The organism is Gracilibacillus sp. JCM 18860 (genome assembly GCF_055395245.1).
In genome coordinates this window covers 4,158,775-4,183,871 of record NZ_AP043868.1, presented here as the reverse complement: position 1 = coordinate 4,183,871, position 25,097 = coordinate 4,158,775, and the positions used below count along the sequence as shown (strand labels likewise).

At 36.6% G+C, this 25,097-nt stretch carries 23 protein-coding genes and 1 pseudogene; 7 read left to right on the top strand and 17 right to left on the bottom strand.

Annotated elements, in window-relative coordinates:
* Nucleotides 1–127 precede the first annotated feature (127 nt).
* The 3 genes from ACZ5R4_RS20280 to ACZ5R4_RS20270 form a co-directional block, all read right to left on the bottom strand.
* Entirely contained in the window at nucleotides 128–970 is an 843-nt protein-coding gene (locus tag ACZ5R4_RS20280) for a DegV family protein (RefSeq protein ID WP_109983844.1), read from the bottom strand.
* Between the two features lie 207 nt (nucleotides 971–1,177).
* The gene (locus ACZ5R4_RS20275) at nucleotides 1,178–1,879 is read right to left on the bottom strand and encodes a response regulator transcription factor (RefSeq protein WP_109983566.1); all 702 of its coding nucleotides are present in this window, start codon (nucleotides 1,877–1,879) and stop codon (nucleotides 1,178–1,180) included.
* 101 nt (nucleotides 1,880–1,980) lie between these two features.
* Entirely contained in the window at nucleotides 1,981–3,111 is a 1,131-nt protein-coding gene (locus tag ACZ5R4_RS20270) for a sensor histidine kinase (protein WP_277678785.1), read from the bottom strand.
* A gap of 141 nt (nucleotides 3,112–3,252) precedes the next feature.
* Between ACZ5R4_RS20270 and ACZ5R4_RS20265 the strand changes: the two genes are divergently transcribed.
* The gene (locus ACZ5R4_RS20265) at nucleotides 3,253–3,903 is read left to right on the top strand and encodes a YigZ family protein (protein ID WP_054859870.1); all 651 of its coding nucleotides are present in this window, start codon (nucleotides 3,253–3,255) and stop codon (nucleotides 3,901–3,903) included.
* Between the two features lie 73 nt (nucleotides 3,904–3,976).
* On the opposite strand, the gene ACZ5R4_RS20260 is transcribed toward ACZ5R4_RS20265, so the two are convergent.
* The 3 genes from ACZ5R4_RS20260 to ACZ5R4_RS20250 all read right to left on the bottom strand — a co-directional run bounded on the left by ACZ5R4_RS20260 (nucleotide 3,977) and on the right by ACZ5R4_RS20250 (nucleotide 5,164).
* Entirely contained in the window at nucleotides 3,977–4,120 is a 144-nt protein-coding gene (locus ACZ5R4_RS20260) for a hypothetical protein (protein WP_181397431.1), read from the bottom strand.
* Nucleotides 4,121–4,160: 40 nt separating this feature from the next.
* Nucleotides 4,161–4,655, bottom strand: coding sequence for a VanZ family protein (locus ACZ5R4_RS20255; protein ID WP_109983567.1), 495 nt, complete (start codon nucleotides 4,653–4,655; stop codon nucleotides 4,161–4,163).
* A 179-nt stretch (nucleotides 4,656–4,834) separates the two neighbouring features.
* The gene (locus tag ACZ5R4_RS20250; RefSeq protein ID WP_054859869.1) at nucleotides 4,835–5,164 is read right to left on the bottom strand and encodes a helix-turn-helix domain-containing protein; all 330 of its coding nucleotides are present in this window, start codon (nucleotides 5,162–5,164) and stop codon (nucleotides 4,835–4,837) included.
* Between the two features lie 290 nt (nucleotides 5,165–5,454).
* Here ACZ5R4_RS20250 and ACZ5R4_RS20245 point away from each other — a divergent pair, with 290 nt between their 5' ends.
* Both ACZ5R4_RS20245 and ACZ5R4_RS20240 read left to right on the top strand, forming a co-directional pair.
* Nucleotides 5,455–6,042, top strand: coding sequence for a class D sortase (locus tag ACZ5R4_RS20245; protein ID WP_109983568.1), 588 nt, complete (start codon nucleotides 5,455–5,457; stop codon nucleotides 6,040–6,042).
* A 65-nt stretch (nucleotides 6,043–6,107) separates the two neighbouring features.
* The gene (locus tag ACZ5R4_RS20240; protein WP_464367905.1) at nucleotides 6,108–8,126 is read left to right on the top strand and encodes a penicillin-binding transpeptidase domain-containing protein; all 2,019 of its coding nucleotides are present in this window, start codon (nucleotides 6,108–6,110) and stop codon (nucleotides 8,124–8,126) included.
* A gap of 265 nt (nucleotides 8,127–8,391) precedes the next feature.
* Here the strand turns inward: ACZ5R4_RS20240 and ACZ5R4_RS20235 are convergent.
* Together ACZ5R4_RS20235 and ACZ5R4_RS20230 are read right to left on the bottom strand one after the other, a co-directional pair.
* Nucleotides 8,392–9,387: pseudogene (locus ACZ5R4_RS20235) on the bottom strand (Gfo/Idh/MocA family protein).
* Between the two features lie 192 nt (nucleotides 9,388–9,579).
* On the bottom strand, nucleotides 9,580–10,032 hold the full coding sequence (locus tag ACZ5R4_RS20230; RefSeq protein WP_277678778.1) for an IDEAL domain-containing protein: 453 nt from the start codon (nucleotides 10,030–10,032) through the stop codon (nucleotides 9,580–9,582).
* Nucleotides 10,033–10,211: 179 nt separating this feature from the next.
* On the opposite strand from ACZ5R4_RS20230, the gene ACZ5R4_RS20225 reads away from it, so the two are divergent.
* A complete protein-coding gene (locus ACZ5R4_RS20225; protein ID WP_109983570.1) occupies nucleotides 10,212–11,252 on the top strand; it encodes an FUSC family protein in 1,041 nt (346 codons plus the stop codon).
* Between the two features lie 103 nt (nucleotides 11,253–11,355).
* On the opposite strand, the gene ACZ5R4_RS20220 is transcribed toward ACZ5R4_RS20225, so the two are convergent.
* A complete protein-coding gene (locus tag ACZ5R4_RS20220) occupies nucleotides 11,356–13,071 on the bottom strand; it encodes a methyl-accepting chemotaxis protein (RefSeq protein ID WP_464367904.1) in 1,716 nt (571 codons plus the stop codon).
* 194 nt (nucleotides 13,072–13,265) lie between these two features.
* Between ACZ5R4_RS20220 and pxpB the strand changes: the two genes are divergently transcribed.
* From pxpB to ACZ5R4_RS20205, 3 genes are read left to right on the top strand one after another with little or no spacing between them, the layout of a single operon-like run.
* Nucleotides 13,266–13,955 carry a 5-oxoprolinase subunit PxpB gene (pxpB, locus tag ACZ5R4_RS20215; protein ID WP_464367903.1) on the top strand — a complete coding sequence of 230 codons (690 nt, stop codon included), beginning with the start codon at nucleotides 13,266–13,268 and terminating at the stop codon, nucleotides 13,953–13,955.
* The gene (locus ACZ5R4_RS20210) at nucleotides 13,952–14,896 is read left to right on the top strand and encodes a 5-oxoprolinase subunit C family protein (RefSeq protein WP_464367902.1); all 945 of its coding nucleotides are present in this window, start codon (nucleotides 13,952–13,954) and stop codon (nucleotides 14,894–14,896) included. The genes pxpB and ACZ5R4_RS20210 overlap by 4 nt, the downstream gene beginning before the upstream one ends.
* A gap of 2 nt (nucleotides 14,897–14,898) precedes the next feature.
* Nucleotides 14,899–15,636: a 5-oxoprolinase subunit PxpA gene (locus ACZ5R4_RS20205; RefSeq protein ID WP_054859863.1), complete on the top strand. Its 738-nt coding sequence runs from the start codon at nucleotides 14,899–14,901 to the stop codon at nucleotides 15,634–15,636.
* A gap of 30 nt (nucleotides 15,637–15,666) precedes the next feature.
* Here the strand turns inward: ACZ5R4_RS20205 and ACZ5R4_RS20200 are convergent, their stop codons facing one another.
* The 8 genes from ACZ5R4_RS20200 to lacZ form a co-directional block, all read right to left on the bottom strand.
* Nucleotides 15,667–16,269, bottom strand: a complete 603-nt coding sequence (locus ACZ5R4_RS20200) for a DUF624 domain-containing protein (protein ID WP_464367901.1) — start codon at nucleotides 16,267–16,269, stop codon at nucleotides 15,667–15,669.
* Nucleotides 16,270–16,402: 133 nt separating this feature from the next.
* Complete coding sequence (locus ACZ5R4_RS20195; protein ID WP_109983574.1) at nucleotides 16,403–17,413, bottom strand: LacI family DNA-binding transcriptional regulator; 1,011 nt, start codon at nucleotides 17,411–17,413, stop codon at nucleotides 16,403–16,405.
* 94 nt (nucleotides 17,414–17,507) lie between these two features.
* A complete protein-coding gene (locus ACZ5R4_RS20190; RefSeq protein WP_054859861.1) occupies nucleotides 17,508–18,140 on the bottom strand; it encodes a YesL family protein in 633 nt (210 codons plus the stop codon).
* Nucleotides 18,141–18,176: 36 nt separating this feature from the next.
* Nucleotides 18,177–19,013, bottom strand: a complete 837-nt coding sequence (locus tag ACZ5R4_RS20185) for an ABC transporter permease subunit (RefSeq protein ID WP_054859860.1) — start codon at nucleotides 19,011–19,013, stop codon at nucleotides 18,177–18,179.
* Between the two features lie 14 nt (nucleotides 19,014–19,027).
* The gene (locus ACZ5R4_RS20180) at nucleotides 19,028–19,957 is read right to left on the bottom strand and encodes a carbohydrate ABC transporter permease (RefSeq protein ID WP_109983576.1); all 930 of its coding nucleotides are present in this window, start codon (nucleotides 19,955–19,957) and stop codon (nucleotides 19,028–19,030) included.
* Nucleotides 19,958–20,026: 69 nt separating this feature from the next.
* Nucleotides 20,027–21,310 carry an ABC transporter substrate-binding protein gene (locus ACZ5R4_RS20175; protein ID WP_464367900.1) on the bottom strand — a complete coding sequence of 428 codons (1,284 nt, stop codon included), beginning with the start codon at nucleotides 21,308–21,310 and terminating at the stop codon, nucleotides 20,027–20,029.
* A gap of 339 nt (nucleotides 21,311–21,649) precedes the next feature.
* Complete coding sequence (locus tag ACZ5R4_RS20170) at nucleotides 21,650–21,832, bottom strand: cold-shock protein (RefSeq protein WP_054787101.1); 183 nt, start codon at nucleotides 21,830–21,832, stop codon at nucleotides 21,650–21,652.
* Between the two features lie 124 nt (nucleotides 21,833–21,956).
* Entirely contained in the window at nucleotides 21,957–25,061 is a 3,105-nt protein-coding gene (gene lacZ, locus ACZ5R4_RS20165) for a beta-galactosidase, LacZ type (protein WP_464367899.1), read from the bottom strand.
* Between the last annotated feature and the right edge of the window lie 36 nt (nucleotides 25,062–25,097).

The window sequence follows — 25,097 nt, the reverse complement described above, 5'->3', positions numbered from 1 at the left end:
CCTCCTATTCTACCATTTTGTTCGTCATCAATAGAAGGAGTTGCAAACTAAAACCTAAGGTAATGTCTGCATGACCAACCTCCTCCTCTGATGAAAGTCTCGCTTTATTTCAATACAGAAAAATTGCTTATTTTTTGTACCATCCTATCCCTAAAGACCCTTCTCCCAAATGTGTCCCGATTACCGGACCAAAATAGCTAAGTTCGAAGTCGACATGAGGATATTTTTCCATTAACTGTTGCATGATTTCATTTGCATCTGCTTCTCTGTTAGCATGGATAATGGTTGCTCGGAGCGGTTCTCCACTACTTGCATCCTCATCAAATAACTGAAAAATTCGTTTTAAAGCTTTCTTCTCTGTTCGGATTTTTTCAAATGGAACGATAATCGTATCTTCAAAATGTAGAATTGGTTTAATTTGAAGCATACTTCCGATTAGGGCTTGAGCTCCATTCAATCGGCCACCGCGATGTAGATGGGAAAGATCATCCACCATAAAGTAGGCTCTCAAGCTTTTCTTCATTTCATCAAGCCTTTGAAGAATAGTAGGAGCATCCTTTCCTTCTTTAGATAATCTTGCCGCTTCTAAAACGTAAAATCCTTGGGCCATACAACTAATCTCTGAATCGAATGGATAGACCTCTATATTATCTGCCATTGATTGTGCAGTTCTAACCGTTTGATACGTGCCACTAATACCACTAGATAAAGTGATAAAGATAGCTTGGTCATATTCCTTTGATAGTTCACCTAGTTTTTCATTTATCTTACCAATGGATGGTTGGGTTGTTTTGGGTAGCTGTTTAATTGTTTTCACTTTTTCATAGAATTCATCTGTCGTGATATCTACCTCTTCTTGATAGGCCTTATCACCGAACACTACACTTAGTGGCACCATGTGAATATGATTTTTTTCTCTTTGCTGTTCAGGTATATATGCTGTACTATCTGTAATGATTGCAACCTTCATCACATCGTTTCCTTCCTATAATTTATATTGCCTTCTATTTTACCTAATTATGAATGGGATGCATAGTAATATTATATAAATTTCTAAGTGTTCATTCTGCCATGTCCGGTTCTTTTTAGTTAGAAATCTATATATTTTGCTATAATACCCGTTTTTCCTCCCACCAAATAATAAAATCCCCGAACATCTCCGGGGATTTCGCGTAATTTATAAAATTTCAACCCAACCTTTTTTGATCGCGATAACGACAGCTTGGGTTCGATCCTTAACTTTCATTTTTTGCAGGATACTACTCACGTGATTTTTCACGGTTTTTTCACTTATATAGAGGGATTCAGAAATTCCTTTATTGCTTTTCCCTTCAGCTAGTAATTGTAGAACCTGGCATTCTCTTCGAGTAAGTAAATGCAATGGTTTACGATGATCGATTTTCTTTAATTTAGATAATGTATTATCCGAACCATAAAGCGCATCTTCTTCTGCTATTAATCTGCGGTACTCTTGAACTAAGTTATGGGTTACTTTCGGATGGAGGTAAGATCCGCCTTCACTTACAACAGTAATTGCTTCAATTAGGGCATCAGAATCCATTTCTTTCAACAAATAGCCTTGAGCGCCAGATTTTAATGCATGTGTTACATAATTTTCATCATCATGGATGGACAAAATAATGACTTTAACTCCAGGATATTTTTCTAATAATTCTGCAGTAGCTTCGACACCATTAACATCAGGCATGTTAATATCCATCAAGACTACATCAGGTTTGTACTTTTTAACTAGGTCAATGGCAATCGAACCATCATCCCCTTCTGCTAATACGTTAAAGCCTGATTCTAATTCTAGAATTCGCTTGACACCTTCCCTAAATAGTTTGTGATCATCGATTAGTATGATATTTGTTGTCATGTAAAAACCTCCTAGATTTTATTCTATTTTTATCTATGCTTTTAGGAAAACGTTCTTTTTTACTAGCTCAAAGTTATTATACACTGATTCTAAATAATGTGTTAATTTTTAGTTATTGGAATTCGTATCAAAACCTGTGTTCCTTTTCCGAGTTCACTTTTAATTTCTAGTTTGCCACTTAACATTTCAATCCGTTCTTTCATCCCTATAATCCCGAATGATTTTTCATTTTTAAGAGACTGATCAAAGCCTTTTCCATTATCACGTATTAAAACAGTAGCTTGATCCTTCATAATCTCTAGCTTTACATCAATTCTAGGTGCTTCAGCATGCTTTAAAGCATTTTGTATCGATTCTTGTATTAACCGAAAGAGTGCTACTTCATATTGTCCTGCTAATCTTTCCTCCGGTGCTCTGTATGTAAAATAAATCTCTCCATGCTGATCCTCGAGTGTAGCTATATATTTCTTTATCGTCGGAACAAGTCCTAAATCATCTAAAGCCATTGGTCTGAGATCATAAATAATCCTTCTAACCTCATGTAATGAATCACGAATCATAACACGAGTGCTTTTCAGCTCTGACATCGCATTTTCTACATCCCCTTTACGATAAGCACGCTCGACAATGTCGGATCTAAGCAGGATATTCGCAAGCATCTGTGCAGGACCGTCGTGCATTTCTCTTGAAAGTCTACGCCTTTCCTCCTCTTGTGCTTCAATTATCTTCAAGCCAAAAGCTTGTTTTTCTTGGGCATTTTGTAGTATATCTGATATATGTTTGAAATCTTCACTTAAATAATTGAGGATGATCGAGATCTTCCCCATAACATTCTCAGCTCTCGCAACGGTGCCTTCGATGGTTTTCAGGCGTAGCTCGATCTCATCCCTTCTATGACGTAAAGATTTTTCCTTATCACGCTTCATAATGAATTCTGACTGAATTTGATGAGCTACATCATAAGCATTTCGTATCGCATCCTCCGAATAAGTGGCGAAATTTCTACTCACCTCTGAAAGCTTTTTTCGTGCTAAGCTAGACTTACGCTCTAGTTCATTACCTTCTTCGATGGTTTTGGCTACTTGCTTCTTCAAGGTTGCTAGCTCTTTCGTCAGCGCTTCATATTCTTTACGTGATTCTTCAGTGATATCGAAAACATCATCCTTACTATTTTTGACTGTTTCGATCATTTCTTCTATTATAGAATCTAAATCATGCTCCAGGTTCTCCATATTATTCAACTTTCACCACCTAGTCTCATTTACACATTTTCGATATAATTAGTACTTTTTATGGGGGTATAAATAATTTTGTTGTAGTACGATTTTACACATTATTTGTGTGATAATACAAGTTTTTTAGGAGGAAAGACAATGCTCGATCAATATTATACTGTAAAACACGAGGGAGTTGATGAACAAGTCATCCAAAAATCTCGTTTTATCGGTTATGTAAAACGTGTAGAAACCGAAGAAGCTGCTCAGCAATTCATTTCTCAAATAAAGAAAAAACACCATGATGCAACACATAATTGTTCTGCATATATGATTGGAGAACATGACCAACTACAAAAAGCAAATGATGACGGCGAGCCGAGTGGTACAGCTGGTGTACCTATCCTAGAAGTCTTAAAAAAGAGGCAGTTAAAAGACACAGTAGTTGTCATAACTAGGTATTTTGGTGGTATAAAGCTTGGTGCTGGTGGCTTAATTCGTGCATATGCAAGTACCACATCTCTTGCAATCAATTCTACTGGTGTTGTGGAAAGAAGTCTAATGCAAGAAGTAATCCTAACCATTGACTATCCATTACTTGGAAAAGTCGAAAATGAACTACAACAATCCTCTTTCATTTTAGACAAGATAGAATACTTAGCACAGGTAACACTACATGTTTATGTAAAAAAAGATGAAACAAACAAATTTAAGGATTGGCTGATAAACCTTACTAATAGTCAAGTTATCTTAACAGACGGTGACGTGAAATATATCGAGGTTGATCTACCTATTACTAATGACCTTTAATCACATTTCCCTGGGAATAATTTTTTAAAAGAGTGTGACAAATCTATAATTCTAGTTGCACACTCTTTTATTTTTACTTTTTTAATGTAATCACATTAGATTGTTTGATTTCATCTGATAGTTTTTTTATAAAATCAGAGGAATTTTCAATTTGATCACGCTCTGTTTCATCTAACATTTTTTGTAGGATAGATTTGTAAATTTCCTGTTCGGACAAACTCTCAACCCCTTTTTCGTACCCTCTAGTATATAATATGTTAGTGCATGATTTTTGTTCGATGCTGAATGATACGAAGAATAGAAATAATAAGCACAGCGATGATTGCACCTATCCCATCCAAAAAGATATCCCCTATATATGGGGTGCGATTTGGTGTCCAACCTTGATGCCATTCATCGAAAATAGCGTACAATATCGTGGAAAAAAATGCAAATAAAACTGCCATTCTACTACTAGCTATCGTTCTCGTAAATGCATAGTATAGCAATAGACAAAGAATTAGAAACACCGTAACATGTGCTCCTTTTCGAATAAAGAATTCGATGAATCCTCCGATCCCAAGAGATGCGATGCTTACTTCTGATTGATGATATACAAAGGAAACATGATCAAATATCGGTTCCAAAAAGGTTAGATCCAAATATTTTGCTAATGTTGGCTTTAAATCTTGGTCTTCGTAGGGCTGTGAAGATGAATAAAAGATAACCCCCATCCAAAGTAATGCTGGTATATAATAGGTATACTTTTTCATCTGCTTCTCCTTTACTTACGAATAAATTATCCCCTATGCCGACTCTACTATATCATTGGCAATTACCTATTTTATTTCGGGGGTATTTTGATAGATTATACAACATATTATAAAAACAAGAAAGAATGCGCGAAAGAAAAAAAGCCAGTCTCTTGAGTAAGGACTGACTTATTATTAGTTTAATGTGATTGTTTTTTCCATTTATTAAATTCTAAAAAATCTTTAAATTCCTCTTTTGATACACCTGACTTCATGGCTTCTTCCGCTAATTGTAACCATTCATCGTCTAATTGTTGGCGAAGTGTTTCATTATCTGCACTCATTAACAGCTCATTGACAGATACTCCAAGAACCTTTCCTACCTTTTCCATAAATTGAATAGACGGATTGGACTGAATTCCACGTTCAATGGAGCTTAAATATGATTTAGCAACTCCAGCTTGTTCTGCAACCTCTGAAAGAGACATTCTCTTTTCTTTTCGGATTCCTTGTATTTTTTTGCCAATCATAGTGACTCACCTACTTTCTATTTTCCAATATCATTATAGCACAATCTTCCCATTTGTTCTATATAAAGTTACATTTTTTGTCGAAATCATGAATAACATATGAATAAAACGTGTATTTTAGACGAATAATTAGTTCTAAATACCTATTTTAGTTCTTGAAATAGAATGGGTATTTTTACAAGTATAGGCATTAAATAACGAAAATATGATGAATTTTTTTATTTTGCTTTGCGTGCATTTTTCACCATTTACCAGTATAATATGTATAACATATGTAGTGAGGTGTTTCAATGAGGAAATTAGCCTTAATCTTTATCATTGCTGGTTTAGTATTACTAGGAGTTGGGGGCTATCAATATTTCAAGATCCAAGCGGCTGAAAAGCAAGCGGCAACAGAGGCAAAGGAATTCCTAAAGCAACCTTCAGATCAAAAGTCAGCAGAAGATTCTTGGAAGTACTCTTCTGATACCTTTTTCCCTGAAACAGGGCTTGAGGTTGGTTTTTTAAGAATTCCTACACTAGATGCTGAACTTCCTATCGTGGAAGGAACGGATCCTGATGACTTGGAGAAAGGCGTTGGGCATTATAAAGGCTCAGCATATCCATTACAAAATGATCAAATTGTACTGTCTGGACATCGAGACACTGTCTTTCGTAGTCTTGGTGAAGTGAAAATTGGTGATACTTTTGTGATTGAATTACCATATGGTGAATATACATATGAAATGGTAGATTCAAAAATAGTAGATGCAGATGATACAACAATTATAAAGTCTACAGCACCTCGAGAAGAGCTTGTGATTACAACCTGCTATCCATTTTCTTATGTAGGTAATGCACCAGATCGCTACATCATTTATGCAAAACCTGTTTACTAAAAAGCGTATGATCTTATACGCTTTTTCTATTTATCACAACAAATAATGAGGGGGAATAATTTGTGATGAAAAAGTTTTTATTTTTAGGCACTATACTCTTTACAGTATTACTCATCGGCTGCCAAGAAAAAGAGGAAGTGGAGCCAGAGGAACGCTTACAAGAGTATGCTGATCATTGGATGAACCAGGAGTATGAAAAAATGTATAAGATGGTAGCGGAAACAGAGAAAGAAGATTTTATTGATCGTTACCAAAAGATATATAAAGACTTAGAAATAAACAAAGTGGATGTTTCGTTTGACGTCCCAGATACAGAAGAAAAAGAAAAAAACGACGAAGCAGAAACAGAAGTATTTCCTCTGAAAGTCAGTATGGAGTCTGTTGCAGGACCGATCACTTTCGATACCGAAGTCGAAATGAAAAAGGTCGTTAAAGAGGTGGAAGGTGAAGAAAAAACGGACTGGCTTGTTAATTGGAATCCTGGACTTATTTTTCCTGAAATAAAAGATGGGGGCACAATAGGTTTAGAAACCATTGAGCCTAAAAGAGGAGAAATCTATGACCGAAATCGAGAAGGACTTGCTGTTAATGCAAGTGTCTATGAGTTAGGCGTCGTACCTGAACAGTTCACGGATGATAAGATCAAGAGTGAGAAAGAAACCATTGCTAAAGCATTGGGTATTACTGTAGAAGAAATAGATAATGCTTTAGATGCTAACTGGGTCCAACCTAATTATTTTGTCCCATTAAAGGTTGTTCCTTCTTTAACAGACGAAATAGAAAAGGCGATTAGTTCTGTCCCAACACTAAAAACCCAAACCACCACAGGCAGAATTTATCCATTAGGGGAAGCAGCGGCCCATTTAGTAGGATATATTGCACCAGTTACAGCAGAAAAATTGGAAGATTTAGATGATGCCTCTTATTCAGAGAATGATATGGTTGGTTATCGAGGATTAGAAGAACTATATGAAGAACAACTTCGTGGAGAAGCTGGGGTCAAGATTACCGTTGAAAAAGAAGGGCAAGAGCCTGTTATTCTAGCGGAAAAAGAAGTGAAAAATGGTGAAAATCTAAATTTAACGATAGATATAAAAGCACAAAAGAAAATATTTGAACAAATGGACAATGAACCTGGAACGGCCACTGCTATTGATCCTAAAACAGGAGAGACATTAGCTTTAGTCAGCAGCCCTTCCTTTGATCCAAATGCCTTTATTTATGGATTGAGTAATACCCAATGGACAGAATGGCAGGAAGATCCGAATAACCCATTACTAAATCGATTTGCTTCGACCTTTGCACCTGGTTCCGTTTTTAAACCGATAACTAGTACAGTTGGCTTGGAAAATGGTTCGATTGATCCTAATGAAACATTTGAAATTGACGGTCTCACTTGGCAGAAAGAAGGCTGGGGAAATTATTATATAACAAGGGTTTCTCCATCTAATGGACCTGTTGATTTAGATGATGCACTCGTACGCTCAGATAATATTTATTTTGCTATGCAGGCATTGGATATGGGAGCAGATGCCTTTGTGAAGGGATTAAAAGAGTTCGGATTGGGCGAAGATGTTCCGTTCACTTACCCGATTGAAAAAAGTACGATTTCCTCTGATGGAAATATTACTGAGGAAGTACTTCTAGCAGATTCTAGTTATGGGCAAGGGGAAGTACAAATGAGTGCCCTTCATCTCGCAAGTGCTTTTTCGATATTTCTAAATGATGGAAATATGGTAAAGCCTACTTTATTGTTAGATGAGGCAGATGGCGAAAGCTGGAAGCAAGGATTAATATCTGCTGAGAATTCCTCATTAATAAAAGAATCCATGAGAAGAGTCGTTACTCATGGCACGGGAAAAGCAGCCAACTTAGATAGTATAGAAATTGCTGGGAAAACAGGTACTGCAGAATTGAAACAATCCAAGGATGAAGAAAACGGTCAAGAAAATGGCTGGTTTGTCGGATATCCTACAGACGGAAGTATCCTCATTTCTATGTTTATCGAGCATGTGGAAGATAATAATGGAAGTGGGTATGTAACAGAAAAAGCCGCAAACGTTTTGGCTGAGCTTAAAGAATAGAGTAACGGACATTCCGGAAGTGATCTGGAATGTCCGTTTTAGTTATTGTTGGCTTTTGTGTCAAGAGTTTAACAATACTAGGATATATTTTTTATCTTAGCTATCCTGCTTCGCAACTGCTATATTACCGAGATATATCTTTTTATCTTGGCTATCTTGCTTGGTATCAACTATATTGCCAACATATATCTTTTTATCTTGACTATCCTGCTTGACATCGATCTTGTTACCAAGATAAACCCTTTTATTCTACATTTTTATCACACTATAATTTAATCACTTTGTTTTCTCGACTACTTTGATAAACTGCATCTAAAATAGCCATCTGTTTTTTCATTTCTTCCACATTATAAGCTAATGGTTTTTGTTCTAAGACAGAACTAGCAAAATTTTCCACCATTAATTTATATTGATCACCAGCTTCTTTATGAGTGACAGGTGTTTACCCTTCTTTTTTTAACACCAATTCTCCAGCCATATTCTCATTCTCATCTGGACGAAAGGCTGTCGTTACGGTTATCGTACCTTTAGAGCCTACAACTTCGTAGGATTGACGGTTAATTGTATCAAAGCTTGTATCAAATACTCCTAATTTCCCATCATGAAAGGTTAGCACTCCTATCATTGTCGTATCTACTTGAGATTCTCTTTTTTTCGTAGAACTAGCATAAACCGATATAGGCTCGTCTGATAAAATATTTCGAATTGCATGTAATGTATAACAACCGACGTCATACATTGCCCCTCCTCCTAGGTGGTTTTGCAAGCGGATATTTTGATCATTATCTAAGTAAAAGGAAAAGCTGGCCCTCATCATAACTATTTCTCCAATTTCTCCATTGCTGATTAACTTCTTCACTTTCTGATGTTGTGGATGAAATTGATACATAAATGCTTCCATAAATGTAATTTTGTTTTGTTTTGCTGTCTCTATCATTTCTAATAATTCGCCATTATTCAAAGCTACAGGCTTCTCACACAATACGTGCTTTTTAAAATTCGCTGCTTCAATCATCCATTGTTTATGCATGGAATTAGGTAGCGGAATATAGACAGCGTCAATTTGCTCGTCTTTTAACAATGCATCATAGCTATCATAAGCTTTAGGGATAGCCCATTTATCTGCCACCTCTTGTGCCTTTTCCAACTTACGACTTGCTATCGCCACAACCTCTCCATTACTAGATCGTTGAATAGCTGGAATAACCTGCTCTTGTCCAATTTTTGCAGTACTTAATACGCCCCATCTTAGTTTTGGCATATGTAGCTCCTCCTTCTTATGCTATAACCGAACTATATTGTCCAGTGATATAAGTATTCGCCTCTGCGTCGGTAAATACAACTGCTTTTGGAAATTCTACTCGAAATCCCAAGTACTTCCTACTCTTTATCATACAAAAACTTTTATAGTTACAAGTAAAAAAAGCAGGTATGTTCACCTGCTTTCAAGTAATTACATCTCATTTAATTTTGTTGTATATAGTTGAAATTTTGCTTGATCTCTTTCATCAAGAGCTTTATCTATTAATCTTAATAAATTATTTCTTTCCAATTCCATAATCGCATGGTCAATATTATCCTTTTTATTTTTTGTTTGTGGCATGACCATATATGAACTTAAAACGATGGACAGATGATCTTCAAAGTCTTTTATTTTCATAAGATCTTCTAATGTAATGCGATTATATTTCTTTCCTTTTTGGAAAACAAATACAGCATCCTTATTTTCTATTTCCTGTGTATCGCGATTGATTCGGATTTCTCTCGCTTCAAGTGGAACAAAATGGTATACTTTTTCATCCATTAATAATGAAAAGTATTGATATGCTAACATCACCCGAATGTAGTTGCCTTCTTCCTTTACGTAATAGGGTTTGAACATTTTAACCGAAAGCAAGTCTGCCACCTCCTCAAAAATTCGCTGAAACAACATTCTAGAAGATATATCTCTTATTTTACATCATATGCACCGAATAAGAAAGCGTTTACACTTATTTTATTTTTATTTCAAAAAAATTAGTACTATAGTTTTTTTTCACTTGTTGCGTTATACTATCGGATAGAAAGTTGAGGGAGTTTTACGTAATGAAGAATTATTTAAGCAATCGGATTCTTGGTAGGCGTATTATTAAGACAGCATTAGCCGTATTCTTTACTTCCGTCATTTGTGAGTGGTTGGAATGGCCACCTGTTTTTGCTGTCATAACCGCTATTGTCTCCATCGAACCAACTGTTGGTGAATCTATTCGAAAGGGGATTGTCCGGTTCCCAGCTTCTGCTATCGGATCTTTTTATGCAGTCCTCTTTATATACTTTTTTGAAAATTCACCAATTACATATACATTGGCTGCTTTTTTCACGATTATTACTTGTTATAAGCTTGGATTACACGCAGGACTTCTTGTGGCCACATTAACATCTGTTGCAATGGTAGAAGTAATTCATGCTAATTTATTTATTTCATTTGTTATTCGTCTCGGAACAACAACCGTTGGGCTACTCGTCTCCACTATAGTGAATATGTTTATTTTGCCACCAAATTATACGAAGCGGATTTCGATGGATTTACATCAGCTCTTAAAAGGAACAGGAGAGACACTAGAGCTCATCGTTGATCCATTAATGAAAAATGATCGTAATCAGCAGAAGAAAGAACGTATTTTGTCTCGATTTGATCAAATGAAGCGCTCCTTAGATAAAACAGAAAGATTGTTACACTATCAAGCAGATGAAGCCAAATATCATCGCTTAAAAGAATCGACCAAAAAACTTTTTGATCAAGAGCAAAAAAATTTAACCAAAATTCGCCTTATTCACTATCATATTGGAAATCTTATCAATACACCTATTCAGTCAATCTGTTGGTCGGAAAAAGAATGTCAAGATATCTTCCATCTGGTGCACTCATTAGCAGACTATATGAGGCATCCTGATCACTATAAAGCGAGTATCTACAGAAAACAAGTAAAATTGTTAATGGACCAATTTTGGGCGAGTAAAAAGCCTACGAATGATATGAATACAAATCTATTCACACCTGAAATTATTGTATTATATGAATTACTATCCATTTTTAATCTTACTGAGGACATCCTAAAAATAGAAAATAAGGTAAGAGCTACATAATCTATTCACTTAAATTATAAAACCCGTGTCAGTATAGGATGCCCTGAAAAATTAGAGTGAAATCTAACCTTTCGGGGTTGCTCCCTAGACACGGGTTTGTTATTTAGATCTTGAATTGTCTCACTAAACTATTTAGCTCTTCAGCTAATTTTGCTAATTCATCCGAATTGGCGGATACCTCCTCCATAGAACTACTCGCTTGCTGAGCAGATGCTGATGTCTGTTCAACTCCTGCAGCAGATTCTTCAGAAATGGAAGCAATTTCTTCAACAGATGTATTAATTTCTATACTACTTGAAGAAATCTCTTCAAAATTTTTATTAATAGTTTCGAGACTGCTCACCATATTGTGGACGGCGTCATTAATCTTCACAAAGGTTGTACCTGTTTGTTCAATTTGGGCCGATCCATGCTCTACTTCGTCATATCCCTCTTCAAGTGCTTTTGTAACAACTGTAGATTCCTGCTGAATATTAGTGACAATGGACGTAATATCTGTCACCGAGCTCCCTACCTGTTCCGCTAATTTTCTTACCTCATCAGCAACAACAGCAAATCCTTTACCATGCTCACCAGCTCTAGCTGACTCAATGGCAGCATTTAAAGCAAGAAGATTTGTTTGTTCCGCAATGTCTTTTATAACAGAAACAAGCTTTGATATCTCTTTAGTCTGTTGGTCTAGTCCTTTTACTTTTGCTACTGCGTCTTTTACAATCTCGTTCACACGCTTCATTTGCTCGACCGAAACACCCATCATATCACGACCGTCTTCTGTCATGGACAACACGTTAGCAGAGGCCTGTTCAATTTTTGCTCCATTTTCATTAGCATGACTAATAGCATTAGAAAAATCTGCCATTTTGGTAGCGACATCACTTGCTTGACTTGCTTGTGTTTCTGAACCCGATGCAAGCTCCTGCATTGTTGTCGCAATTTGCTCTGTACCATTTTTTACTTCGTTTGCTGATTGATTTAACTCTTCACTCTGTGCACTAACTGTATCCGACACAGAAGAAACCTGGGTAATAATTTTTCGTAAATGTTCACTCATTGCATTCATTGAAGAAGCTAGTTGTCCAATTTCATCTTTTCCATTGTAATCAATTGCTTTAACACTTAGATCGCCTTTCGTGATACGATTACTCGTTTCCACTACCTTATTCATATTTTTGGTAATATTACGCGATACAAAGAAAATTAATAATATACTAATAATCGCAGAAACAATAATGGATGCAACTAACGTAATAATAGCAATAAGCTGATCCGATTTTGCTTTTTCGATTGCCTCTTCTTGTTGTTTATCCACTAATTGTTGGAGCTGATCTATTAATGGAATAGCCTCTGCTTGAGCCTCATGTGCATCTATCGCACTTCCATAGGCAGCTTCTGTTTCTCCTTGTCTCATATAACCAATGATTTCATTAAAACTACTACTAACCTTCATATCAAGCTCGACAAATTGATCAAAAAGCTCCCTTTCCTCTGTTGTATCCATTTTGCTGTCTAATTCTTTGGAAAGTGCAATGATTTGTTCATTTCTTTCATTAAATTCCGTTTCCACTTCTGTCGTTGGATTTAGTACATATTGATAAATACGGGCACTTTTGGACCTTAGAAGTGAACCCATTTGGCCAACGGATGATGCGCGATCACCTCGACGTTCTACTGCATCGATGTCATCGGCGATATTTTGCAAAGAAAAAATAATGATAATAGCAGAAATAATAAATAATGAAAGCACAATTCCTAGTATAATCCCATACTTTTTACCTATTCTGGCATTTTGAAAACTTAATTTTCCCCAAATACGCTTCAAGCTGATCTCCTCCTGTTCAATTAAGTCCATTGATTCACATCGTGATTATAAATTTGAATTTATAATAAGACTATCTTATCATTTATAGTTATATTTTACTATTAATTTTTCTGGGAAATTCCATTCTTTTTATCAAAGGTTGTTGTTTTTACCGAAGCTTCTCCTCATGATAAAATATAATTGGAGGGATCAATATGCAATTTTTTACGCTTGCAGAAAATGCCTTGATGTTACAGCTCGGTGATAAAGTAAATACAGCACTACACCAAAAACTACGACATATTCAGAAATCGATCGATCGTTTGCAAAATCCCGCTATTATTGAAACCGTGATCGGATATACAACTCTCGTCATCTACTTTGATCCATTTCAAACATCTCATCGCGAAATCAAAAGGATTCTATCTCACTGTATCGATCAAACCAGCTCTATGATAAATTCTCAACCTTCTACTATTCATCAAATACCTGTTTGCTATGAGGATAGCTTTTCACCGGACCTTTCGTATGTCGCTACAACAAATGGACTAACCAAACAGGATGTGATTAAACGTCACACGGATAATACCTATCTTGTCCATTTCATCGGATTCTCTCCAGGATTTCCATTTCTAGGAGGGATGGACCTAAGTATCGCTACACCTAGAAAAACTCGCCCAAGAATGAATATTCCAAAAGGGGCCATCGGTATCGCGGGTGGACAAACAGGGATTTATCCTAGTTCTTCCCCTGGAGGCTGGCAAATCATTGGTAGAACACCGATAGAACTCGTTGACCTTTCGAACGAGCAATCAACCTTATTGCGTGCCGGTGATCAGCTAAGATTTTATGCAATTTCTAAACAACAATACTTGGAATGGAGTGGGGGGAAGCGATCAAAATGAGAGTGATTGAGGAAGGCTTACACACAAGTATTCAAGATTTAGGTAGAATAGGATATCGATCCTCCGGGTTTCCTATCAGTGGACCAATGGATTCATTTTCAATGAAACTAGCGAATTATCTTGTCGGCAATAAGGAGAACACTGCCGTTGTCGAAATGAGTTTTGTCGGTCCAACCATTGAGTGGACAAAGGATGCCATTATTTCGATTACTGGTGCAGATATGGTACCACGTCTTAATGGGAAACAAATTTCATTATATCGTCCGATTATCATAAGAAGTGGGGACATCCTGCAATTTCGTACTGCGCGAAATGGTCTGTATACCTACCTTGCGATTAAAGGGGGATTAGCCATTTCCAAAAAATTAGGTAGCAGGAGTATGCTCGTTCGTACGGAGGGAACAGGGCTTCTCAGCCGAAAATTACAAATTGGTGATCAAATTCCGATCAACTCTATTACTACTCCAAATATCAAGCTAAACTGGTCGATGAATCCAAATACTTTTGAGATATATTCATCTACTGAGGTTATACATTATATCGAAGGGCCACAGGCAGATTGGTTTAAACAAAACCAACTCGATATTACGGAGTGGTCTATCTCGACAAGATCTAATCGCATGGGGTACCGGCTAATGGGGGATGAGATTGAGACAACAAGAACCCAACAATTATTAACAGAACCGACTAGCTTTGGCTCTATTCAAGTACCACCAGATGGTCAACCGATCATTCTAATGGCTGATAGTCAACCTACTGGGGGATACCCAAAAATTGGCCAAGTTATACTAGCCGATTTACCAAAGCTTAGCCAATTACTACCAACTAAGCGATTTATGTTTGAGAGATGCACTATATCAAATGCCTATAAAGCACTGGCTACCCAAAAACAACTTTTAACCAAACTAAGCCATACACTTAAACAAAAGTGGGAGGGATGAGCATGATTAAGCCTGAATTAAACTGTGATCTAGGAGAAAGCTTTGGTATATTTTCAATTGGAAATGATCAAGAAATTTTGCCGTTTGTTGATGCCATAAATATTGCTTGTGGTTTCCATGCAGGAGACCCACATACAATGAAACAAACGATTCAATTAGCGAAACAGCACAATGTACATATAGGGGCACACCCAGGTTTTCAAGACATTCAAGGCTTTGGTCGCAGAAGGATTAATCTTTCTTCTGAGGAAGTATATGATCTTGTGTTGTACCAAATTGGTGCCCTATATGGATTTACGAAGGTTGAGGATGTAACTCTCCATCATGTAAAGCCACATGGCGCACTTTATAACATAGCCAGCTCTGACAAAGAAATTGCATTAGCTATTGCTCAAGCGGTTTATGATTTCGACAAGAGCTTGATCCTCTACGGATTGGCTAATAGCTTTATAACGAGAGCTGGAGAACAGATTGGTTTGAAGGTTGCACATGAAGTTTTTGCCGATCGCACCTATCAATCAAATGGTACGCTTACAGACAGAACATCAGAAAATGCTGTGATCCATGATCTCGACCGCTCGATGCAACAGGTAGAGGAAATGATGAAAACAGGACACGTAACATCAATAGATGGTCAAAAAATACCTATCCAAGCAGATACAATATGTGTCCATAGTGACACCACAAAAGCATTGACCTATGTAAAACACCTCAAGCAATTTATCACACAGTTGAATTGAAAAAAACCTCGAAAGAATTCCGAGGTTACACTAGCGGTAATTATATTTTAACAAGCATTGATCTAGAAAGTCAGATGGTAGTTTTTTAAGTGATTTTTGCCATATACGCATATGCATAAAAGCAAAAAGACCAGAGCATGTAAATAAGATAATTGGAAAAAGCAATGATCCAAAAATAATCATACCTCCAACGATTCCTATAAACGAAACTTGCGGAAGGATGGAGATGGATGTAATCCATGCATTCTTCCAGAGTTTTCTCCCCCGTAAATGAGAGGTAACAATTAGTGGCAGTATAGATAAAACGGTAAGTAGGATTAGACTTGTAGCAAATAACACAAGCCAACTCATTGTCTGAGGCATCTTTAAAATCATATCTGACCATAAAGTAGGATACATATAGAGCAACATTAGGACAAAAGACAAATTAGTGCTTGGAAGAATCGTTCGCCTGAAATAAAATTTAAATGTTTCAAAGAAACTCTTCCAGATATTAAGATCAATACCTTTCTTCGTCCACTCTACAACAATCGCGTACATGGAAATAGTTGCGGGAATGACTGTAATCACTCCTAAAGAAAAGAAGAACCATAAAAACTGCAAAGTCAAAAATGCTGCAAAAACATGTAACATGTGAAAAAATCTTGATTCCGACTGGTTCATTCCATCACCTACTTCACAAGAAATGTTTAGATTTTGTTTACAGTATAACCGTTTGGACAAATAGTAAACATATTTAAACAAATTTGTGAAATAGGTTTTTACTCTATACTTCTCCTGATTTTCGTATAATTAATTCTGGATCAACAAATACCGAATTCTGTACTTGTCTATCATTTATTAAATCATGCAATATATGTGCTGTTAATAATCCAATCTTCACTTGATCCTGCCTAACAGTAGCAAGAGGAGGGTCACTATAACGGCACGCTTCTATGTCATCACAGCCAACTATTTTCATCTGTTCCGGGATGGAAAGCCCTTTTTCCTTTATCGCCTTTATCGCACCTAGTGCCATCATATCTGAAGCAGCAAAAACCGCCTCTGGCTGTTCTTCCTTTTGTAATAGTTGAAGCATGTTTTCATAGCCACTTTCTTCAAAATAATTCCCGTATTTGACCCATTCTTCGCGATAATCCATCCCATAGTCATTCATCGCTCGAATAAATGCATCTCTTCGAACTATCGTTATATTAGAATCTCGATTCCCACCTAGAAAAGCAATACTACGTATTCCTTTAAGATAAAAATACTCCACTACTTGTCTTGAAATTTTTTCATTATCTGTCATGACATAGCTAGAGCGATCTCCTGAAAGCTTTAAATCTACTGCCACGGTTGGTATATCACTTTGGTCTAATTCATAAATATCATCCTCTATCTGTTCTCCCGCAATAATAAGACAACCATCCAGTTGATAATGCTTACTTCTGGCAACATAATCTTCTTTTCCAATATTAAAGGATTGATTAGAAAAAACTAAAATGTCATAGCCAAGTTTACCTACCGCGTTTTTGAATGAATTAATCACTTGATTAAAAAAAGGGTGGTTGAACTCTACATTTACTTCTCCAGCATAAATTAATCCAATCATATTGGATTTTTTCGTTGCTAATGCCTTAGCAGAAAAACTAGGCTGGTAACCGGTTTCTTCGATTACCTGCTTTACTTTTTGAATAGTTTTGGGGCTTAAACTGCCTGTCTGATTCATCACCTTGGAAACAGTACCAGGCGATACCCCAGCCATTTTGGCGATCTCTCGTATAGTTAGCTTCATCTTTTCTCCCTCTAAACGTCTGTCTAATCTCTATCATCTACTTTTATTTATTATAATCTATTTTTAGTTTCTAGCGATTCATATGTCAAGTATATCAAGTCAGAATTTCGGATGTTTGCTGAGAATTCTTAGTAAGCTGCTCAAGTTTTCTTAGCAAGCTTTGGAATATATAATATAGAACAAATGCCAAAAAACTACCAATAACAAGCAGGAAGAATGGCATGATATAAGTGAATAAAAAGGTTACTACGACACAGCCAATACAGGCTAATGTATGTGGCAGACAGCTAATTGATAAGAACAGGGCGTTTTTGATTATAGCAAACACTCCAAGTTCATAGTGAACAAGTACAAAGAATAGATAAATGGTTAAAAAGAGAAAGAGAATTAACAGGAAGGTGTACAAGCTTAAAATAACCCATTTACCTATGAACTGTACATGAGATAATATCATACCATCCATGACTAAAAAGACCATTGCAATTTTCCACATTAACCCGATTAAAAAGCTCTTCCTAAAGTTTTCGATAAAATAACGATAATAAGTGGAAATAACGCCAAAGTCTGTTCCTTCTTTATGCCACTTCCTTACGGTTGCAAACAATGCAGTTGTAGCAGGAAATATGGTTACAATAAAAAGACAGCTGACCATCCAAAGCAAATTAAGCAAAACAAAGTTTGCAAAAATATCTAACACCTTAAAAAATACATTACCTTTATCCCTCACATGCTCCCCTCCCTCTTGCTCTTTTATTTCGTTCGGTTAGCTTTTAACTGCACCTTCCGTTAGACTTTGGATAAACAAACGATTCAGTAATAAAAAGACAATAATTAACGGTACCGTCGCCCAAAAAGTCCCTGATAAAATCATACCATTGTCACGTACATAGTTATCGATTAATCCACGTAATGCCACTTGAATGGTAAAAGAGGATTCCTCTCTTAGAACAACTAATGGCCACAAGAAATCATTCCAAATATACATAAACTTGATAATCGCTAATGTAGCAAAGGCTGGGATGATAACAGGAACTGCAATATTCCAATAAATTCTTATATTGGAGCAACCGTCGATCTTTGCTGCATCAACTAGCTCATCCGGAACATTACTACTTATATATTGCCTCATCCAAAAGATACCGAAAGCATCAATAAGACCTGGTACAATAATAGCTTTCAAATCATTTAACCAGTCTAGTTGTGTAATAATATAATACTGTGGGATCAATCCAAGCTGTGGTGGTATCATCATTGTGACGAGTATCGCAATAAACAAAATATTTTTTCCTTTGAAATGGAATTTGGCAAAAGCAAATCCCGCTAACGAACATAAAAATAAAACACCGAGCGTTGTGATAGTGGATACAATAACGGAGTTCCACATTGCGCCAAAGAAATCAATCGTATTGATCACATTGGTGAAATTGGTTACCAATTCTTTTCCTGGAATATATGCAGGAGGCAGACTATTGATCGCACTGTTATTATTCGTCGCCATAACAAACATCCAGTAAAAAGGAAAAATAGAGAAAAAAGCAGCAAGAATGAGTATTAAATAAACAAATAGCTTTGAAAATGAAAACTTATGTGATCCATTCATGTTCACATACCTCCTTATCGCCCTAATCGATTCGCTATCCATACATTTACAGAGGATAGGAGAATGATAATAATAAATAAAATAATCGCCGCTGCTGATGCTGGTCCAAATGAAAGATTAGCAAATGCTTCTCTATATAAATAGAGTACTACAGAAATACCTTCCTCTCGATAAGTTCGACCTAAGAAGATTAATGGTTCTGTAAATAATTGAAGTGCACCTATAGTAGATGTAAAAACAGTTAAAATAATAATCGGACGCAGCATTGGGATGGTAATATATTGAATTTTTTGCCGAACGGTAGCTCCATCGATTTGAGCCGCTTCGTATAATTCATGTGGAATCGCCTGTAATCCAGCTAAATAAATAATAGTGTTATAGCCGACCCAGCGCCAGAAAACCATAGAAGAAATAGCTATTTTGACACCCCACCATGAAGTGGACCAACTAACAGGGTCTTGACCAAACCAGCTAAGAATGACGTTCATCAAACCGAACTCTTGACTATTGAACATGACGCCAAAAACAATGGCAACAGCCACTGTCGAAGTAACGTATGGCATAAAAACAGATACACGGAAAAAGCCTTGCATTTTTATTAAGGCAGAATTAAGTGCATATGCTAGAATTATCCCGATAATTAACTGAGGAATGGTTCCGAGAATCCACATTATAAGTGTGTTAGATAAAGAAACCCAAAACACTTTATCTGTTAAAATCCATTGAAAATTTTGAAGTCCAACAAATTCCATTTCCCCTAGTCCATTCCATTTTTGAAAACCTAGATAAAAGCTAAACAAAATCGGAAATAAACCAAAGATTGCAAACAGAATGAAAAACGGAGAAATATATAAATAACCAGAAATCGCTTCTTTTTTCTTTTCTGTAAAAAATGATTTTTTTGGGATTATGTCAGTTTTGGCATTGGTTTGCCCCATTTCCATACTCCTTTCCCTTCTTGCTAAGATTTGGGACCTACGATAGACTTTCTATGTTAGGTCCCATTCTCTAAATTATTGTCTCTCTAATTGGGAATTGATTCTCTCAACCGCTGCATCCCATTCTTTTTCAGGATCTGCACCTTCTATCGCTACATTCAAGAGCGCTGTACCCAATTCGGTATCTACAATGGAATAATTCACACCCATGTATACTGTTTTTACAGACTGAGCAGCCTCTGCGAAGATCTTAGCAGTTGGTGCATTATTATAGAATTCATCAGTCGTAGCTAGAAAATCTTCATTCTCATATACATCTGGAGTAGATGGGAAAAGTCCAGCAATTTCAAAGGATTTTAATTGTTGTTCAGGTGCTGTTAACCATGAAATGAATTCAAATGCCTCTTCAGGATACTCTGATTGCTTCGGAATAGTTAGAAAAGAACCTCCCCAGTTACCAGCACCTTCTGGGATTTTTGCAATATCCCACTTTCCACTTGTATCTGGTGCATTTGCTTTCACATTAGCAACCATCCAACCTGGAGCTCCTGGCATTGTCGCATACGAACCTTCTGCCATAGCACTTCCCCATTCAGGTTCCCAGAGTTCATTTTTGCCAACAAGACCTTCCTCAATCATCTTAGTCGTATAATCATATGCTTCTTTTACTGTATCCTCAATAATTAATTCGTCCTCTTCATTAAAATATTGCTGTTCTAACTGGTCCCTTAATGAATTAAACACAAGCTGAGGTGAGTCAGATATTGGTTTTCCTGTCTTGTCTTTTATCGTTTTTGCTGTTTCATAATAGGCTTCCCATGAATCGATTTGAGCGGCAACCTCTTCCCGATCAATAGGTAATCCCGCTTCTTCCATAACATCCGTACGATAGAACATGGTTGTAGGTCCGATATCTGTAGGTAACCCAATTTGGAACGATCCATCCGCAGATTGTGCCTGTGCCCATTTCCAATCTAAGAAATTACTAGAAACATCTTCTGCACCATAATCAACTAAGTTATAAAATTGATCCTGTGCTTCTTGGAATTTTTCGACTTGACTAATTTCAATCTGTGCAATATCGGGCGCCCCGCTTCCAGCAGAGATAGATGTAAATAAGTTATTATGCATATCATTCATTTCGCCCTCGTTTATGTTGATCTTCACATTCGGGTTGTCTTTCATATACTCCTCTACTAGCTGATCATACCCAGTACTTCCAAATATCCAAAAATCTAGTTCTACTGTATCGTCACTTCCACCATCACTGTCAGATCCAGCGCTCTCGTCATTATTACTACATGCGACTAGTCCTACGAAAATCAAAGAAAACACCACTAACATTAACCATTTTTTCATGTGAAAAAACCCCCATTTTTTAGTTTCTTCAGTCATTCAAACTATCGTGCCCAAAAAGAAATCGGTTTCCTTCGTGATGAAAATAAAAGATTTCATATTTCGCTGCAGCCTGATGAAATCGCTTACTTAAAAGAAGTATATTATTAAATCTGATGAAAATCAATCCTTTTTTTGCTAAAATACTTAATAAATTGCTTTTATTAAGAAAACGGTTTCTTTAATTGATACTATTTTATAAAAGATTAAGCTTTGTCTTAACCTTTAAAACGAAAAGTATTCTTCGCGTATAATAGTGAAAAGAAAAAACTGCTCTCCATATCATGGAGAACAGTTTTTGACTTATTTTAATTCTGGTATTACTCGAACTTCTCTTTTCATTTCTGAATGACAGATTGGACATGTTGGTTCTTGTTCAAAGGAATAATTTTCACGCATCCATCCCTGACAATCATCACTCAGACAGGACCACACATTCGTTTCTACATTTTTGACAGGTTCCTTCTGGTTATTAAAATAAGCCATTCGGCACTCCCTTTCATGATATTCACCATGACAACAGTGAAATAAGTAGGTATCCCGTTGATTTTCAGGACGATGTTTGCCATACTATTCCTTATTATACGCTTATTTCGAATTTAATACAAAGTTATTTCGAAATTCCTTTAAAGCTAAATCGATAACGATAATTCCTGTTTGCAAACAAACGATATTCTGGATGAGTTTGTTGTCCCCAGCTATCATCTCCACCAACACCCATCTGCCAGCCGTTAATTGTCACGACCACTTTGTTTGGTTCAGGCAATTTATAGTGATGGCTTGCCTCTTCCAATTCCTCTATTGCATAATGTAGAGCATTTGCTTCTATCGTCGGCTCACCTTCCACCCGTACTCCTAGACCTGCATTGTTTTTAACCTCGAACCAACGAACCCCACATTTATTCCCACTTTCTTGTGGCTTTAAGTATGGCTGTAATTGGTCACTAACAATACCCTTGTATATACTAACTTTCCCGCTTAGTTGGCGATCCAAATAGGTTTCATGAGGACCCTTTCCATACCAACTTAATTGATCAAAGCTCCTATCCATTTCCCATCGCATCCCTATAGCAGGAATCTCTGGAAGTCCTTCACCTGGTTGTAGTTGCTGTTCCACTTCAACCGTTCCATCAGCACGTACCACATAAATAACTTCTACTACACTGATAGGCTTTGTAGGTAGTTGATAGATTGCTTTCACTCTCACACCATCAGCATTATTGGTTACATTAAGTGAAGCTAAATTACGAGAAAAGCTTGCATTTCGCCATATCTCACTTCGTTTATCTAACTCACAACCTCGATCATTGTCTGTCATCGCTCGCCAAAAACTAGGTATAGGGGCAGCTGTTAAAAGTTCGTTATCCTTTATCCTATAAGAACTAAGCATACCTGTTGCCTTATCAAACGTAAGTGAAAAACTTTCTCCTGTTATTTTAAACGTATCTTCCAATTCCTGTAGTTGTAATGCCCCTAAAGCAAATGGTTTATGACGAATAGCAGGTTCTGCATATTGAGTAAATGCTACTTCATGATCTGCTGTAGCCCAGCTTGGTGTCTTATCATAAACGACCGACAATGTTAGCACCTGTTCCTTATCATTTGTAAATAGTGCACCAGGATATTCTAAAGAAATCTCTTGTGTCTTTCCTGGTTCTGCCTCTAATGGTGCCATTCCTGATGCTTTCGTCAAGCCTTCCTCTGCAACTGTCCATACTAGTTTAAATGCATTTAAATTGGTAAAAAGGTATTTATTGTGAAGCTTAACAGTACCTTTTTTGTGATTTATTACCTCAAAATCGATATTTTGATAGCATGCCTTTACTTCTTCTAATTTTGGCGAAACAGTCCCGTCCGCAAATATTAAGCCATCTCCAGAAAAATTGCCATCATGTGGAGATTCCCCAAAATCTCCACCATATGCTAAAAAGCTTTTGCCATCTGAGGTTTGGTGCCACAATGCTTGATCCTTCCAATCCCAAATAAATCCTCCTTGAACGATGTCATATTTATCAAAAAGCTCTGTATACTTGTGAAGGTTCCCTGTAGAGTTTCCCATAGAGTGTGTATATTCACAGAGAATGTAAGGCTTCTTTTCTCCAGGCATATTAGCATATTCCTCTACCTGCGCAGGACTTCTGTACATTGTGCTTTCGATATCAGATGCCTTCTCGGAATCACGGTAATGGAAGACCCCTTCATAATGGACAAGTCTAGTTGGATCTGTTTCCTTAAAGTACTGATGCATTTTCAAAAAGTTGTCTCCACCAAACGATTCATTTCCAAGTGACCAAATGATGATTGATGGATGATTTTTATCTCTTTCATACATCGACTTACAGCGATCTATTAAATTATTTGTCCATTCTGGTCTACTCCCAGGCACCGTGTTCTCAAGCGTTTGTTGCCCATAATACCAAGATCCATGTGTTTCTAAATTGGTTTCATCAATAACATACAGCCCATATTCATCACATAAATCATACCATTTCGGATGATTTGGGTAATGGGAAGTTCTCACTGCGTTAATATTATATTTTTTCATTACAATGATATCATCGATCATATCTTGAACCGTTACTGCTCGTCCCCGATCTGCGGTGAATTCATGTCGATTGACGCCTTTAAAAACAATACGCTTCCCATTAATATGCATAATATTGTCGATCATTTCAAACTGACGGAATCCAATTTTAGTAGCAAAAACCTCTAACAACTGATCTTTGTCATCCTTTAAACGGAACACTAATGTATATAAATGAGGAGTTTCTGCGCTCCATTTTTTTGGCTGTTTAATTTCATTACTTGAAGAAATGGAGACATGTTCTTTTTCGTTTATTGGTAGGATTGCCGTTTGGGTAGCCACTTGATGGTTTTGATCATCCAACAGCTCCCATTCTAGCTTGGCATCGACATATTCTTTTTTAAAGTAATTAATTACATCTGCTGTTATTTCCAGTGATGCGTTTTCATAATTTTTATCAAAAGTCGTTCGAACACGGTGATCATATAGATGTAGATTGGGCAAAGCATAGAGAAATACGTCACGGAATATACCACTCAACCGCCAAAAATCCTGATCCTCTAACCAACTGGCATCTGACCAACGATAAACTTCCACTGCTAGTTTATTCTTTCCATGCTTCAAATATGGAGTAAGATTAAATTCAGCAGGTGTAAAGGTATCCTCACTATAACCTACTAATTCACCATTTAACCATACATAAAAAGCAGATTCTACTCCTTGAAAGTTGATGATGACTGGTTTATTTTCCCAATTATTTGGTAAGGTAAAGGTAGTAACATATTGCCCTACTGGGTTATAATTAGTTGGAGCAAAGGGCGCCTCAATTTCATCATGATTGATCCATGGATAGCGGACATTGGAATATTGTGGATAATCATATCCTTCTAGCTGCCAATGTGCTGGAACCTTTATTTTATCCCAACCTGAACTATCAAAATCCTCTCGATAAAAATTGGCAATTTTAGCATCAGGATTTTTGGAGAAATGAAAGGACCATTCCCCATTTAGATTCTTGAATAAGTCTGATTTTTCTTGATCAAGGCTTAGAGCTTCCGACTCTGTTAAAAATGGTGTAGCAAGTGCATGTTGTGGCATACGATTTAGTTCAAAAATTTCTGGGTTATTGTTCCATTCCGGATAACCATTTCTAGGTGCTTGATACTGAAATTTGGTTTTCTTTAAATCCATTTGTCATACCTCCTATTTGAAATCGGATTCATAAAC